Source organism: Magnetospirillum sp. WYHS-4, assembly GCA_039908345.1.
GTDB lineage: Bacteria > Pseudomonadota > Alphaproteobacteria > Rhodospirillales > GLO-3 > JAMOBD01.
In genome coordinates, this window is the sequence record JAMOBD010000066.1 from 1 (window position 1) to 15044 (window position 15044).

At 67.3% G+C, this 15044-nt stretch carries 10 protein-coding genes; 5 read left to right on the forward strand and 5 right to left on the reverse strand.

What is annotated here, in order from left to right:
- Positions 1 to 3435 (forward strand): cadherin-like domain-containing protein (locus H7841_15315; GenBank protein ID MEO5338241.1); only part of this gene is annotated, 3435 nt, incomplete at its 5' end.
- A 140-nt stretch (positions 3436 to 3575) separates the two neighbouring features.
- On the opposite strand, the gene H7841_15320 is transcribed toward H7841_15315, so the two are convergent.
- Positions 3576 to 5195 carry a monovalent cation:proton antiporter-2 (CPA2) family protein gene (locus H7841_15320; GenBank protein ID MEO5338242.1) on the reverse strand — a complete coding sequence of 540 codons (1620 nt, stop codon included), beginning with the start codon at positions 5193 to 5195 and terminating at the stop codon, positions 3576 to 3578.
- A gap of 5 nt (positions 5196 to 5200) precedes the next feature.
- The gene (locus H7841_15325; protein MEO5338243.1) at positions 5201 to 5914 is read right to left on the reverse strand and encodes a glycerophosphoryl diester phosphodiesterase; all 714 of its coding nucleotides are present in this window, start codon (positions 5912 to 5914) and stop codon (positions 5201 to 5203) included.
- A 107-nt stretch (positions 5915 to 6021) separates the two neighbouring features.
- Here H7841_15325 and H7841_15330 point away from each other — a divergent pair, with 107 nt between their 5' ends.
- The 3 genes from H7841_15330 to H7841_15340 all read left to right on the forward strand — a co-directional run bounded on the left by H7841_15330 (position 6022) and on the right by H7841_15340 (position 8120).
- The gene (locus H7841_15330; protein MEO5338244.1) at positions 6022 to 7341 is read left to right on the forward strand and encodes a porin family protein; all 1320 of its coding nucleotides are present in this window, start codon (positions 6022 to 6024) and stop codon (positions 7339 to 7341) included.
- Between the two features lie 294 nt (positions 7342 to 7635).
- Positions 7636 to 7800: an antitoxin MazE family protein gene (locus tag H7841_15335; GenBank protein ID MEO5338245.1), complete on the forward strand. Its 165-nt coding sequence runs from the start codon at positions 7636 to 7638 to the stop codon at positions 7798 to 7800.
- Positions 7797 to 8120, forward strand: a complete 324-nt coding sequence (locus H7841_15340; protein MEO5338246.1) for a type II toxin-antitoxin system PemK/MazF family toxin — start codon at positions 7797 to 7799, stop codon at positions 8118 to 8120. Before H7841_15335 ends, H7841_15340 begins: the two co-directional genes overlap by 4 nt.
- Positions 8121 to 8236: 116 nt before the next feature.
- Here the strand turns inward: H7841_15340 and gor are convergent, their stop codons facing one another.
- From gor to H7841_15355, 3 genes are all read right to left on the reverse strand, one after another.
- Positions 8237 to 9607 carry a glutathione-disulfide reductase gene (gene gor / locus H7841_15345; protein ID MEO5338247.1) on the reverse strand — a complete coding sequence of 457 codons (1371 nt, stop codon included), beginning with the start codon at positions 9605 to 9607 and terminating at the stop codon, positions 8237 to 8239.
- The gene (locus tag H7841_15350) at positions 9604 to 11067 is read right to left on the reverse strand and encodes an NAD-dependent succinate-semialdehyde dehydrogenase (GenBank protein MEO5338248.1); all 1464 of its coding nucleotides are present in this window, start codon (positions 11065 to 11067) and stop codon (positions 9604 to 9606) included. The genes gor and H7841_15350 overlap by 4 nt, the downstream gene beginning before the upstream one ends.
- A 191-nt stretch (positions 11068 to 11258) precedes the next feature.
- Positions 11259 to 13475 carry a tetratricopeptide repeat protein gene (locus H7841_15355; GenBank protein ID MEO5338249.1) on the reverse strand — a complete coding sequence of 739 codons (2217 nt, stop codon included), beginning with the start codon at positions 13473 to 13475 and terminating at the stop codon, positions 11259 to 11261.
- Here H7841_15355 and ahcY point away from each other — a divergent pair.
- A complete protein-coding gene (ahcY, locus tag H7841_15360; GenBank protein ID MEO5338250.1) occupies positions 13474 to 14874 on the forward strand; it encodes an adenosylhomocysteinase in 1401 nt (466 codons plus the stop codon). The two genes, H7841_15355 and ahcY, sit on opposite strands and share 2 nt — an antisense overlap.
- Positions 14875 to 15044 lie beyond the last annotated feature (170 nt).

A 15044-nucleotide genomic window follows, 5' to 3' on the forward strand; every position in this document is an offset into this window, starting at 1 on the left:
AACGACGGCCCGACCACCAGCGCGGTGACGCTGGACGCGGGGACGGAAGATACCTCTGTGGTCATCAGCAAGGCGGACCTGCTGGCGAACGCTGCGGACGTCGACGGCGACGCGCTGTCGGCGGCGAACATCACGTCCGACCACGGCACGGTGGTGGACAACGGCGACGGGACGGTGACGTTCACGCCGGACGCCAATTACAACGGCGCGGTGACCTTCGGCTACACGGTTTCGGACGGTCACGGCGGGACGGCTTCCGGGTCGGCCACGATGAACGTGGCGGCGGTGAACGACGGCCCGACCACCAGCACGGTGACGCTGGGCGCGGGGACGGAAGATACCTCGGTGGTCATCAGCAAGGCGGACCTGCTGGCCAATGCTTCCGATCTGGACGGCGACAGCCTGTCGGCGGCCAACATCACGTCCAACCACGGGACCATCGTCGACAACGGCAACGGCACCGTTACCTTCACGCCGGACGCCAACTACAGCGGCGCGGTGACCTTCAGCTACACCGTTTCGGACGGCCATGGCGGCACGGCTTCCGGTTCCGCCACCATGAATCTGGCCGGCGTCGCCGATAGCCCGACCCTGGACGGCGTCAACGTCTCCGGCAACGAGGACAGCGCCATTGCCTTGAACATCTCGGCGGCTCTGACGGATGCCTCGGAAACCATGTCCATCATCATTGCGGGCGTTCCGGAAGGGGCGAGCCTGTCGGCGGGCATGGATAACGGCGACGGCACCTGGACCTTGACAGGCGGCGAACTGAACGGCCTGACCATCACCCCGCCGACCAACTACAACGGCAACTTCAACCTGTCGGTGACGGCGACATCGGTCGACGGCACCTCGCAGGCGACGGCGACCGACAGTTTCCAGGTTCACGTTAATCCGATGGCGGAGCAAGCCACGGTGGACGGTGCCAACGTCTCGGGGACCGAGGACAATTCCATCGCCCTCAACATCACCGGTTCGGCCAATACCTTCACGATTTCCGGCCTGCCCGAAGGGGCGAGCCTGTCGGCCGGCACCGAGAATGCCGACGGTACCTGGACCGTGTCCTCCGGACAGCTTTCCGGCCTGACCGTGACCCCGCCGCAGGACTATAGCGGCAGCTTCAACCTGACCGTGACGGCGCAGTCGGTGGATGGTTCGGACGTCTCGACGGCGACGGACACCTTCACGGTGAACGTCTCGGGCGTGGCCGACGAGGCCGGCCTGAACGTCACCCTGGGCGCCGGCCAGCAGAGCGTGGTGGACGACACGACGGGGCGGACGATCACGGGGACCTCGGGCAACGACTCGCTGGCGGGCGGCGCAGGCAACGACGTCATTTCCACCGGCGGCAGCAGCGGCGAGGACTTCATCGACGCCGGCAAGGGCGACGACACCATCACCGGCTCGGGCAGCACGGACGATCGGCTGCTGGGCGGGTTGGGCGACGACAAGATCTACAGCAGCGACAGTTCCGGCGACATGATGGTCGGCGGCGGCGGCGACGACCAGGCCTGGGGCGGCGGCGGCAACGATCTCTATGTCTTCGAAGTCGGCGGCGGCGACGATACCTTCCATGGCGGCTCGGGCACCGACCAGATGGTGCTGATGGGAGACAACGGCGTCATCACCGACGCCAGCCAGTTCACCATCACCATGACGTCGGGCAGCTACACGGCGCAGAGCGGCTACCTGCAATTCTCGTCGGGTGCCACCGGCGTCATCAACTTCGCCGACGGCAGTTCGTTGACCTTCGACGGGGTCGAGAAGCTGCAGTTGCAGGACGACTTCTCGTTCGACGACGGCTGGGACTTCTTCCAGGGCGCCGACCAGCGTAGCGACAGCTTCCAGGGCATCGTCGGCGACGGCAACTACTTCGGCAGCGCCGGCAACGACACCATCACCGGCAATACCGCCGAGGACTTCGTTTCCGGCGGCGCCGGCAACGACGTCATCAGCACCGGCGACGACAACGACATCCTGATCGGCGGCACCGGCAACGACCGTCTGACAGCCGGCAGCGACAACGACATCATGGCCGGCAACGAGGGCAACGACGTCCTGGACGGCGGCAGCGGCAGCGCGGACATCGCGGTGTTCAGCGGCAACCGGGCCCAGTACATGGTGACCCAGAACGCGGACGGCAGCTACAGCGTGCGCGATCTGGTGGTCGGGCGCGACGGCACCGACACGGTGAGCAACGTCGAGAAGTTCCAGTTCGCCGACGGCACGGTGACCTCGTCCAATCTGGTTGGCACCAACCCGTCCGACACCAGCGGCGGATCGGCGGGCACCGAGACGGTCTACGATCTCGACATCTCGGCCAGCCTGGGCGACAGTTCCGAAACGCTCGGCATGATCGTCATCTCGGGCGTGCCGGACGGCGTCAGTTTCAGCGCCGGCACCGATAACGGGAACGGCACCTGGTCCATCGAACGCGAGGACCTGACCGACCTCACCATGACCGTCCAGAGCGGCGTGACCACGGACTTCCAGTTGTCCATCGCGGTCACCTCCACCGATGGAACGTCGACGGCGACCACGGTCCAGACGCTCAGCGTCGATGTGAGTGCGGATGCGGGCGGTGGCGACGAAGGTGGCGATGCGGGCGGCGGCGATGCCGCCGCGGTGGGCATGGACAACGAAGGCCACGATTACGCGGCCCCCGAGGCGCCGGATGCTCCGGACGTGCCGGGCTCCTTCGGATCGACGCTTTCCAGCGGTCACAACACCTACTGGGGCGGCTCGGGCACCGACGTGGTGGACGGCGGTTCCGGCAAGGACACCATGGGCGGTGGTTCGGGCGACGACACGCTCTATGGCAACGCCGACAAGGATACCCTCTACGGCGACGGCGGTAACGACGTGCTTCTGGGCGGTGCCGACAAGGATACCGCCTGGGGCGGCTCGGGCAACGACGTCATCGACGGCGGAACGGGCGACGACTCCATCGGCGGCGACGATGGCAACGACACCCTGTTCGGCGGCGACGGAAAGGATACCGTCTGGGGCGGTTCGGGCGACGACGTGCTGTCGGGTGGCGAGGGTAACGACACCCTGGGAGCCGATTCGGGCAACGATACCGTCTTCGACGGCGCCGGCAACGATACCGTTTACGGCGGCTCCGGCAACGACACCATGGTGGCCGGCTCGGGCGACGACGACGTCTACGGCGAATCGGGCAACGACCTGTTCGTCTTCGGCGGCGGCGCGGGCAGCGACTACTTCGATGGCGGCAGCGGCTGGTCCGATACCATCCAACTGACCGGCATCAGCAACAAGCCGAATGCCGGCGACTGGACGCTCGAACTCGACAGCGACGTGGGCTACACCGAAACCGAAGCCGGCCTGGAGTTCGAGGGCGACGTCTCCGGCACCATCCGCCTGGAAGACGGCAGCGAACTTACATTCTCGGGCGTCGAAAAGATCGAGTGGTAGGAAGCAACGGCATCATACCAACCGGCCAATGAATTGGCCGGTTGGTATCTTCATCTTTACCCTTGCCGGGCGCTCGCTTGGCCGCGGCCTCAATGGCCGCTCGATACCGGCCAACGAGTCGGATCGAGTGTTGGCCGGTGTCAGTCGACCGGGACCACGAAGGTCCCGGCCAACTGCTGGCCGGCTTCCTGCATCTCGATGGCGACCTCGGTCGCCCCGGCGCGCACCAGTTCGCGCCCGTGGGCATAGTCGCGGGCCCGCGCGAGAATTCGCATTTCCGGGAACAGATAGCGCAGCAGGGCGACCAGTTCCTTCGCGCCCTTGGCTTCGCCGATGGCGACGATGACCGCCTGGGCCTTGGGGATGGCGGCGGCATCCAACGCTTCCGGGTCGGTGCCGTCGGCATGGAAGACCGGGAAGCCGAGCGCGTTGCCGTCGATGACCTTGCGCAGGTCGGTTTCCAGCACCACGAAAGCCACGCCGTGGCGCTTGAAGCGGCTCGCCACATCCTTGCCCACCCGGCCGAACCCGGCGACCACGATGTGGTCTTCCAGGTCTTCCGTGAGGGCGCGCAAGCTTTCGACGCCGGGGGCTTGGTGGGGTTCGAAGCGCCGCGACAATCCCCCGCCCAGGGCCGCCAGGAAGGGCGTAAGCGCCATGGTGACGGCGACCACCAGCAGCAAGGGCTGGGCAACCTGCCAGGGCAGGGCTCCGGCGGCCAGGGCAAGGCTCAGCAGCACGAAGGAGAATTCGCCGCCCTGGGCCATCACGATGCCCAGGCGGGCGGCGGTGACCGTCCCATAGCCGAGAACCCTTGCGGCCAGGGCGAGCACCGCTCCCTTGGCGGCCAGCACGGCCAGAACCAACCCCGCCACCAGAAAAGGCCGCTGGACCAGCAGACCGATGTCGACGTTCATGCCGACCGCCATGAAGAACAGGCCGAGCATGAGGCCCCGGAAGGGCTGAATGTCGGTTTCGACCTTGTGGCGGTATTCGGTTTCGGCGATCACCATGCCCGCCATGAAGGCCCCCAGGGCCATGGACAGACCCGCCCAATGGGTGGCGAGGGCGGTCGCCAGGATGACCAGCAGGATCAGGGCCATGGACAGTTCGGGAGCCTTGGCTTCGTCCACCAGACGCAAGGCCGGCCGTACCACCAGGCGCCCAATGGTCAGAATGATTCCCAAGGCGAGAGCGGTCTTGGCTCCGGCGATTCCGATGGCGGCCAGGGCTGCTTCGCTGTCCGCCCCGCCCAGCATGGGGATGAGCACCAGGAACGGCGCCACGGCCAGATCCTGGACCAGCAGCACCGCGATGGCCGTGCGGCCCACCCGGGTGTTCAGTTCGTGCCGTTCGATCATGACCTGGAGCACCACGGCGGTGGACGACATGGCCAGGGCGCCACCCAGGATCACCGCCGGCCCGGCCGCCACACCCCCCAGTCCCCAGGCGGCCAGGGCGACGGCGATGCCGGTTCCCGCCACCTGGGCCGCCCCGAGCGCGAAGGAACGTCGGCCCAGCATGCGGAAGCGTTCGACCGACAGTTCCAGGCCGATGGTGAACAAAAGCAGCGCGACGCCCAGTTCGGCCAGATCGAGGACTCCCTTGGCATCGGCGATCACCCTGAGCCCGTGGGGCCCGATCAGGGCGCCGGCGAACAGGTAGCCGACGACCGGGCTGGTCTTCAGGCGCTCGGAGACCGGCACCACGACCACGGTGGCGATCAGGAAGACCAGGGCCTGGATCAGATACGCATGCATGCCGCTTAAGATGGGGCAGGGACGGGGCTTCTGCCAATGGCTTCCAGGAGGCGGCCGGGAAAATCGGTAAACACCGACACGACGCCCCAGTCCAGCAGGCGCCGGGCCCTTGCCGGATCGTTCACGGTATAGCAGCGCAGGGAAAGGCCGGCGGTGCGCACTTCTTCGACTTGGCGGCGGCGCAGGTCGCCCTGGCGGCAGTGCAGGGCCCGGGCCCCCAGCCGTTCCAGCCGCGAACGCCAGTCGGCGGGAATGCGGCCCACCACCAGGGCCAGCGGCCAATCGGGAACGGCTGCGAGCGCGGCCTCGCTGAAACTGGACAGCAGCACCGGAACCGGGGTCCCCGCCAGGACCGCCGCCGCCGCCCTTGCGGTTTCGACCTCCCGTCCCGGACAAGGCTTCAATTCGACGTTCGCCCCCATATCCAGGAGCCGCAGAAGATCCATGGCCTCGGCCAGGGTCGGAACGGTTTCGCCGCCGCCGGCATCCAGCCGCCGCAACTCGGCCAGGGACAGGCGGGACAAGCGCCCCCGCCCGTTGGTCGTTCTTTCCAGCCGTTCGTCGTGGAACAGCACCGGGACGCCGTCGCGGCTCAGCTTGACGTCGAATTCCACCCAGTGCGCTCCCTGCCGGGCCGCTTCCCGCAAGGAGGCCAAGGTGTTTTCCGGGGCGCAGCCGGCGGCGCCGCGATGGCCGATGATGGCTTCAAGATGTGGCATCCAGGCACCTCATGGCCCCAAAATATGCGATTCTTAGGCTTTTGTTAACGTTAACGGCCTTATTCGGGAAGGAGTGATTCGCGAATCGCCCGCTCGGGAGGGACCTCATGAAGATCAAGAACCTGCTGCTCGCCACCGTCGCCGCCATCGCCCTGACGGTCCCTGCCCTGGCCGCCGAGGACCAGGGCGTCTTCCAACTGGCCGAGGCCAAGCCGGCCAAGGCTAACGGCAAGACGCCCCCCAAGGCCGATGCCAAGCCCAAGGCCGAACCGGCCAAGAAGGCGTACAAGACGGCCACCGTCAGCCGGGTGCGCATCGGCACCCATCCGGACAAGACCCGCCTGGTGCTCGACATGAGCGGCCCGGTGCATTACGGCCATTCCGCCGCCGCCGACAACCAGACGACGACCGTCGATCTGGAGAACGTCAAATGGACGGCGCCTGCCTCGGCCGGCGGCGGCAAAAGCGAGATCGCCTCCTACGGCTTCACCCCGGCCAACGGTAACGGCAACGGTAAGCTGGACATCAAGACCAAGTCGCCCATGAAGGTGCAGAAGATTTTCATCGTCTGTCCGGACGAAGGGGAGGGCGAAGGCCGCAAGCTGGTGGTCGATCTGGTACCGGCCAACGGGATGGCCAAGGCGCCGGCCGCCGCCCAGGCGCCCGCTGCCGAGCCGGCCAAGTTGGCGGAACCGGCCCCAGCCGCCGCGCCCGCTCCCGAACCTCAGCCCACCGGCCTGGGCGGTGTGATGGCCCCGCTGCCGGAGCCGACGAAGGCCGCCGGAGAACCTGCGACCGGCACCGGCGCCTATCTGCGCCTGGATGCCGGCCTCGCCATCACCCACGATCCGGAACTCAGCCCCAACAATGCCTGGCCCACGGGCCGCGGGACCCAGGCGGAAAGCGACAGCGGCGACAGCTTTGCCGGACAGGTCGGCATCGGCTATCGCTTCAGCCCGGAATTCCGCTCCGATATCACGCTGGGGCTCCATAACCAGACGGTGGAGTACGGGTCTCCCGGCGGGGGCTCGACCGTCAAGGGCGAGACCGACATCCGCAGCCTGGTGACCATGCTGAACGCCTATTACGACATCGGCACCTTCGACGGGCTCACGCCGTACCTGGGCGCCGGCATCGGCTGGGCCCACCATTGGTCCGAGGACATCAACCATACCTCGACGGCCGGCCGGTCGGGCAGCGAGAAGGGCGACGACTCCAACACCTTCGCCTGGGGAGTGGGCGGCGGCGTGGCCTATGCCCTGTCCCCCGAATGGGTGGTGGACCTGTCCTACCGCTTCACCGACCTGGGCAAGCCCGACGTCGCCAAGGGATGGACCGACAGTGCGGGCACGGCTTACGGCGCCACCACCTTGGGCGACCACCTGCGGTCCCACGACATCATGATCGGGTTGCGCTACCAGTTCTGAGGCTGGCGACGCGGTGGCGGAGGCCCTCCAGGGCCGGTCCCCGTTCGGCGTGGTCGGCCAGCTTGGCGACGATGCCGTCGATCTGCGGGCGGGGGCCAGGCAGGACATCCAACCCGAAGGAGACTGGCGTCAAACTTTCTCCGGCAGCGAAGGAGGCCAAAGTGCTTGATGGCCTTGCGCTTAAGTCTCGCTTCTGGTAGGTTACATGTAACCTAGGATGCGGAGCGTATAATGGCGACACCGGCAAATAGGCGGCAGGATTCGCGCGAAAAGGTGAGGAGCTATCGCGAGCGTATGCGTGCGCGCGGCCTTCGACCGATTCAGATTTGGGTTCCCGACACCCGAACGACACGGTTCGCCGAAGAGGCCCATCGCCAATCCCTTGTCGTGGCGAAAAGTGCGAGCGAGCGGGAGGATCAAGCCTTCATCGACGCAGTTACGGACCATGATCGGGCATGAGGCGCGGCGAGGTGTGGACGGTCTCGGGCTCCGGCTATGCCGGCAAGCCGCGCCCGGCCGTAGTTGTCCAGGATGATCGGTTCGATGCCACCGCGTCCGTGACGGTCTGCGTGTTCACCACGGACGAGACGGAGGCGCCTTTGTTCCGGATTCCGGTCGCCCCGAGCGAAGGAAACGGCCTGCGCGCCGTGTCGCGACTGATGGTCGACAAGATCACGACGGTTTCGAAGGACAGAATGGGTGACCGGATCGGTCACCTGGACGACGCGGATGTGGTGCGGCTGAACCGGGCAATCCTGGTGTTTCTCGGCCTCGCTTAGTTAAGGCAGAGTTGGATGGGCTCAAAGTGGAGCATCGAGAACATCCTGGGGTGGCGGACGGTACGCCACCCAACCTATCCGGTGCGGCCTGGAAGGTGAAGCGCGAATGGCGGGGGTCACCGCTTCGGATGGTCGGGGAGTTTGTCGCGTAGCGTGACGAACTCCTCGGCTGCCGTCGGGTGGATGCCGATGGTGGCGTCGAAGTCGCGTTTGCGGGCGCCGCATTTCAGCGCCACCGCGAAGCCCTGGACGATTTCCGGCGCGTCCTGGCCCACCATGTGGCAGCCCACCACCCGGTCGGTGGCCGCGTCCACCACCAGTTTCATCAGGCTGCGCTCGTCGCGACCCGACAGGCTGTGCTTCATCGGCCTGAATCGGGTGACGTAGATATCCACCTTGCCGAAACGGTCCCGCGCCTGGGCCTCGGTCAGGCCCACGGTGGCCAGCGGCGGCTGGCTGAAGACGGCGGTGGGCACGTTGTCGTAATCGACGCGGGTCGGCGTGCCTTCGAACAGCGTGCGGGCCAGGGCCATGCCTTCCGCCAGGGCGACGGGCGTCAGGTTCATGCGGTCGGTGGCGTCGCCGATGGCCCAGATGCTGGGGACGCTGGAACGCGAGAAGTCGTCCACCGCCACGGCGCCCTTGTCGTCCAGGCGGACGCCTGTCTCCTCCAGGCCCAGCAGGGCCGTTTTCGGCACCCGCCCGGTGGCGTACATCACCAGATCGGTTTCCAGCATTTCCTCGTGGCCCAGGTGCAGGCTGAAGCCGCCCGCGGGCAGCTTCTCGACGGAACGCACCACGGTATCGGTACGCAGCCGGATGCCGCGCTTGCCCATTTCTTCCGCCAGGGCAACCCGCAGGTCCTCGTCGAAGCCGCGCAGCACCGTGTCGCCGCGCAGCACCTGGGTCACCTGGACTCCGAAACCGGCGAAGATGCCGGCGAATTCGACGGCGATGTAGCCGCCGCCGACGATCGCCACGCGACGCGGCAGGTCGGGCAGGTCCAGGGCCTCGTTGGAGGAAATCACGTGCTCGATGCCGGGAATCGCCGGCGTCGAAGGCCAGCCGCCGACCGCGATCAGGATGTTGGCGGCGGTGACGCGCCGGCCTGCCACCTCCACCGTATGGGGATCGACGACCACCGCCCGGTCTTCGATCAGGTCCACGTCGCTTTCCCGGAGGATGCGCTTGTAGACGCCGTTCAGGCGGTCGATCTCGGCGTTCTTGCGGGCGATCAGGGTGGGCCAGTCGAAAACCGGTTCGTCCACCGTCCAGCCGAAGCCGGCGGCGTCGGCGAAGGCGTCGCCGAACTGGGCGCCCATGACCAGCAATTTCTTCGGCACGCAACCGCGGATCACGCAGGTGCCGCCCACCCGGCTTTCCTCGCAGATGGCGACGCGGGCCCCGGTCCGGGCGGCGAAGCGGCTGGCCCGCACCCCGCCCGAACCGGCACCGACGGTCAGCAGGTCGTAATCGAAGCGGCTCATCGGTCGATGCCCCCCAGGCAGACGTACTTGAGTTCCAGGAATTCCTCGATGCCGTAACGCGACCCCTCGCGGCCGATACCCGATTCCTTGAAGCCGCCGAAGGGCGCCACCTCGGTGGAAACCAGGCCCTCGTTGATACCGACGATGCCGTATTCCAGGGCCTCCGCCACCCGCCAGACGCGGCCCACGTCGCGGGAATAGAAATAGGCGGCCAAGCCGTAGGGCGTGTCGTTGGCCAGGCGGATGGCTTCCGCCTCGTCCGCGAAGCGATAGAGGGGGGCGACGGGGCCGAAGATTTCCTCGCTGGCGCAGGCCATGTCGGGGGTGACGTCGGCCAGGATGGTGGGTTCGTAGAAGGTGCGGCCCAGGGCGTGCCGCCGCCCGCCGGCCAGCACCCGCGCCCCCTTGGCCGTGGCGTCGGCCACCAGGCGTTCCACCTTTTCCAGGGCACGGACGTTGATGAGCGGGCCCTGCTGGTTGCCGCCTTCCAGGCTGGGACCCACCTTGAGAGCCTTCACCGCCTCCGCCAGCCGGGCGGCGAAGGCCTCGTAGACGCCGTCCTGCACCAGGATGCGGTTGGCGCAGATGCAGGTCTGGCCGGTGTTGCGGTACTTGGAAGCCATGGCCCCGGCTACCGCGGCATCCAGGTCGGCGTCGTCGAAGACGATGAAGGGCGCGTTGCCGCCCAGTTCCAGGGACAGCTTCTTCACCGTGTCGGCGCACTGGCGCATCAAAAGCTTGCCGGTGGCGGTGGAACCGGTGAACGACAGCTTGCGGACCAGGGGATTGGCGGTCAATTCGCCGCCGATGTCCTGCGGCCGGCCGGTAATCACATTAAGCACGCCCTTGGGAAGGCCGGCCCGTTCGGCCAAGGCCGCCAGGGCGAGGGCGGAAAGGGGGGTGTCTTCCGCCGGCTTGATCACCACCGTGCAGCCGGCGGCCAGGGCCGGGGCGCACTTGCGCGCGATCATGGCGTTGGGAAAGTTCCAGGGGGTGATGGCCGCCACCACGCCGACCGGTTGCTTGAGCACCAGCACGCGCTTGTTGGCGGCGAAGGTGGGGATGGTATCGCCGTAGACCCGCTTGCCTTCCTCGGCGTACCACTCGATGAAGGAAGCGCCGTAGGCCACCTCGCCCCGAGCCTCGGGCAGGGGCTTGCCCTGCTCGGCGGTCATCAGCAGGGCGAGGTCCTCCTGGTTTGCGAGGATCATGTCGTGCCAGCGGCGCAGCATCGTCGCCCGCTCCTTGGCGGTCAGTCCCGCCCACCGGGGGAAGGCGCCATGGGCCGCGGCGATGGCGCGGGCGGTCTCGACATGCCCAAGGACGGGGACCGAACCCAGCGGAGTCCCATCGGCCGGATCGGCGACCGGAAAAGTCGTTCCGTCGTCGGCGGCCACCCAGGCGCCATCGATGAAGCAGCGGTCGCGAAGCAGGGACAGGTCCTTGAGGGCGGGCGGCATGGCGGCATCTCCGGGTGCGGATCGGGAGATCGACTATAGCCCCCGGGCGGCGTCCTGTTAACCGGCCAGGGATCCGGCAACTACGACCCACACCGTCTCCGGCTGAATGCTTCGCATTCCGGAGACGATACGCTCAAACGCCGCGCGGGCTGGATACGGAATCCGGCTGATCGGTTCAGCCGGATTCCGTATCAGGTTCGCCGCGCCCAGAACCGGTAGGTATTGGCGAAAGTACGGGGGAAGCGGCGTTCGAACGCATCCCAGTGAGCAAGGGAGCGGCCTTGCGGATCGTCCGGAAACATCTGGCGGAAGGCGTGCATGTCCGCCGGGCGCTCGATTTCCATGGTCAGGAACTCCAGACCTTGCCCAGCAAGAAGAGTGCCGATCTCGGGCAAGGTGAAGCACCGCTCGCGCACATGGAACAGGAGATCCCGGCATTCCGAAGCGCTCCAGAACGAGCCGTCGGCCCCACGGATGCCGGACCAGCGGTCTCCCTCGGCCAGCAGTTCCCGGCGCAGGCGGCGGATGGACGCGAGGTCTCCCGCCGGCCCTCCGGTGCCGGCACACCGCCGACGCACCGCCATCACGTCCTCGCGAGCCCGCGCGCTGTAGAGGCCTAGCATCATCAGCCCGCCCGGCTTGAGGAGACCCCGCAGCACGCCCAAGCCGGCCGCCGCGTCGTCCATGTGATGCAGGACGCCGAAGCTCTCGATCAGGTCGAAACGCCGGTCCAGGCTTCCCAGCCTCAGGATGTCGGCCTGGGCGAAGAGGATATCCCCGTGGCCCTGCGCCTCGGCCTGACGGATCGCGTGGGCCAGGCTGGCGCGGCTGAGATCGATGGCCAGGATGCGCGCTCCGGCATAGCGCCGGGCGCACATGACCGCTTGGCGGCCGGTGCCGCAGCCGGCGATCAGGATGTCGGGGGCGGAGCTTTCCGGAATACCGTTGACGCCCGGCAGCAGGCCGCGCAGGACGGCGGCGAAGGGCCGCGGCGTGCCATGGGGCGCGACCCGCCAGCGGGGGAAGGGATTTTCCTCGTACTGGGCCCGCACCGGGTCGGAGCCGATATCGAGAGGGGTAAGTGCGGGAACGCGGCGTCGCCGCTCGTCGGCCGGTTCGACGACCTGACGGCGGATCAGTTCCGCCAACTCCGGGCCGCCCAAGGCGGCGACCTTCAGCTTGTGCAGCGGCCTGTAGGCGGCATAAAGGGCCAGGGCCATGCCGTCTTCCGGCGCTTCCTCGAGGGAAAGGCCGAGGTTCTCTATGGCGACGGTCTCATAGGCGGTTTCGTCCCAGACGTACTCGTTGAGGAAGCACTGGTGGGCCAAGGCGATGCGGAAGGCCAGCGACCCGCCGCCTTCGAGCAGCATCCGCCGCCTGGCCGCCGTCATCGCCCGTTCCACGGCCGCATCCCGCACCACCGCATGGGCCAGAAGGGCCAAGAGCAAGGGGTCATCGGACGTCGGATCGTCCCGTTCGGCCAGGCGCAAGATATCGGCACGGGCGGCAAGGCGCCGGGATGCGGCCATGGCGGCTCCGCGAACCTCCACGTCGTTCCGGGCCAGCAAGGTGGCCAGTGTCGGGGACGGCAGTTCGGCACAGTCGCCGTCCGCCAGGGCATTGGCGAGATTCTGCCACAGGGCCGGCCGTTCGGGCGCGATACGGACGGCCCGGTAATCCCAAGCGACGGCTTCCGCCGCCCTTCCGCCGGCCCGCAACGCCTGCGCCAGGCAGGAGCAGGCCTCGGCCGAGGCGGGATCGAATGCCGTCGCCCGGTGCAGGGCCGCCACCGCCTCGTCGGGACGGCCGAGATCGGCCAGGGCGGCCCCCAGGTTGGTCCAGGCGGCGCCATTCGCCGGGGCGGCAAGCAGCGCCCGGCGGTAGGCCTTCTCGGCTTCTTCCAGCCTGCCCTGCCGCTGGCGGATCAGCCCCAGATTGTAGGCTGCCTCGCTCAGTCCGGGGTCCAGATCGGCGGCGCGGGCCAAATCCTCGGCCGCCCGGTCGTCATCGCCCAGATCGGCCAGCAACAGGGCCCGGTTGTACAAGATGATCGCGGAACCCCGGGATTCGATGTCCGCCTGCATCGCCGCGGCGTCGAAGGCTTGCCGCGCCTCGTCGCGTCGTCCCTGGCGGTGCAGGACGACCGCCAACAGGTGAAGGGCGTCGGGGTGGCGCGGAAAGGCTGCCAGGACCTGGCGGTAGAGCGCCTCGGCCTCGGCCAGCCGCCCGGCCCGCTGGTGGTCCAGCCCTTCCCGCACCCGCCGCGACGCATGATCGTTCATGGCCGCAGAATAGCGGATGGCGCCCGGAATGTGGAGCGATCCATCCTCCGCTTGACGGTCCTTGGGACCTGCTGCTAAACCGCCCCCTTCGCACAAGACATCCGAAATCCGCAGGAGACGCGCCATGAGCAGCTTCACCGACTACAAGGTGGCCGACATTTCCCTGGCCGACTGGGGCCGCAAGGAGATCGCCATCGCCGAGACCGAGATGCCGGGGCTCATGGCCATCCGCGCCGAATACGGCAAGCAGCAGCCCCTGAAGGGCGCCCGCATCGCCGGCTCTCTGCACATGACCATCCAGACCGCGGTGCTGATCGAGACCCTGAAGTCCCTCGGCGCCGACATCCGTTGGGCGTCGTGCAACATCTACTCAACCCAGGACCACGCCGCCTCCGCCATCGCGGCCTCGGGCACCCCGGTCTTCGCCTACAAGGGCGAGACCCTGGTGGAATACTGGGACTACACCCATCGCATCTTCGAGTGGGCCGACGGCGGCTGCCCCAACATGATCCTGGACGACGGCGGCGACGCCACCCTGCTGATCCATCTGGGGATGCGGGCCGAGAAGGACGCCTCGGTCATCACCAAGCCCACCTGCGAGGAAGAGGAAGTCCTGTTCGCCGCCATCAAGAAGACCCTGGCCGAGAAGCCCGGCTGGTATTCCAAGATGGGCGCCGCCATCAAGGGCGTGACCGAGGAGACCACCACCGGCGTGCACCGGCTCTACGAGATGGAGAAGAAGGGCACCCTGCTGTGGCCCGCCATCAACGTGAACGACTCGGTCACCAAGTCCAAGTTCGACAACAAGTATGGCTGCCGCGAGAGCCTGGTGGACGGCATCCGCCGCGCCACCGACGTCATGATGGCCGGCAAGGTCGCCGTGGTCGCCGGCTTCGGCGACGTGGGCAAGGGCTCGGCCGAAAGCCTGCGCCACGCCGGATGCCGCGTCATCGTCACCGAGATCGACCCCATCTGCGCCCTGCAGGCAGCCATGGAAGGCTACGAGGTCGCCACCATGGAAGACGCCGCGCCGCGGGCCGACATCTTCGTCACCGCCACCGGCAACGTGGACGTCATCACCGTCGACCACATGCGGGCCATGAAGGACCGATCGATCGTCTGCAATATCGGCCACTTCGATTCCGAGATCCATGTAGCCGGCTTGAAGAACTTCAAGTGGCACAACGTCAAGCCCCAGGTGGACGAGATCGAATTCCCCGACGGCAAGCGCGTCATCCTGCTGGCCGAGGGCCGGCTGGTGAACCTGGGCTGCGCCACCGGCCATCCCAGCTTCGTGATGTCGGCCTCCTTCACCAACCAAGTTCTGGCCCAGATCGAGATCTTCGCCAATCCCGGAAAGTACGAAAAGAAGGTCTACGTCCTGCCCAAGCACCTGGACGAAAAGGTCGCCGCCCTGCACCTGGCCAAGCTGGGCGCGGTGCTGACCGTCATGTCCAAGAAGCAGTCCGACTACATCGGCGTGGCCATGAACGGCCCCTTCAAGACCGACCAGTACCGCTACTGATTCGATGTCGCACCCGCCCCAGCAGCTTTAATTTTGGCCTGATGCCGGATTCAGGGGATTGAACGAAACCGCTTCGCGGTAGGGGAGTGGCGGAGGCGGCGAGGCCTCCTGTCTGACAAGGTTGTCTTTTCACGACCATCTTCAGACGGGAGCTTCCTATGGCCGAGATG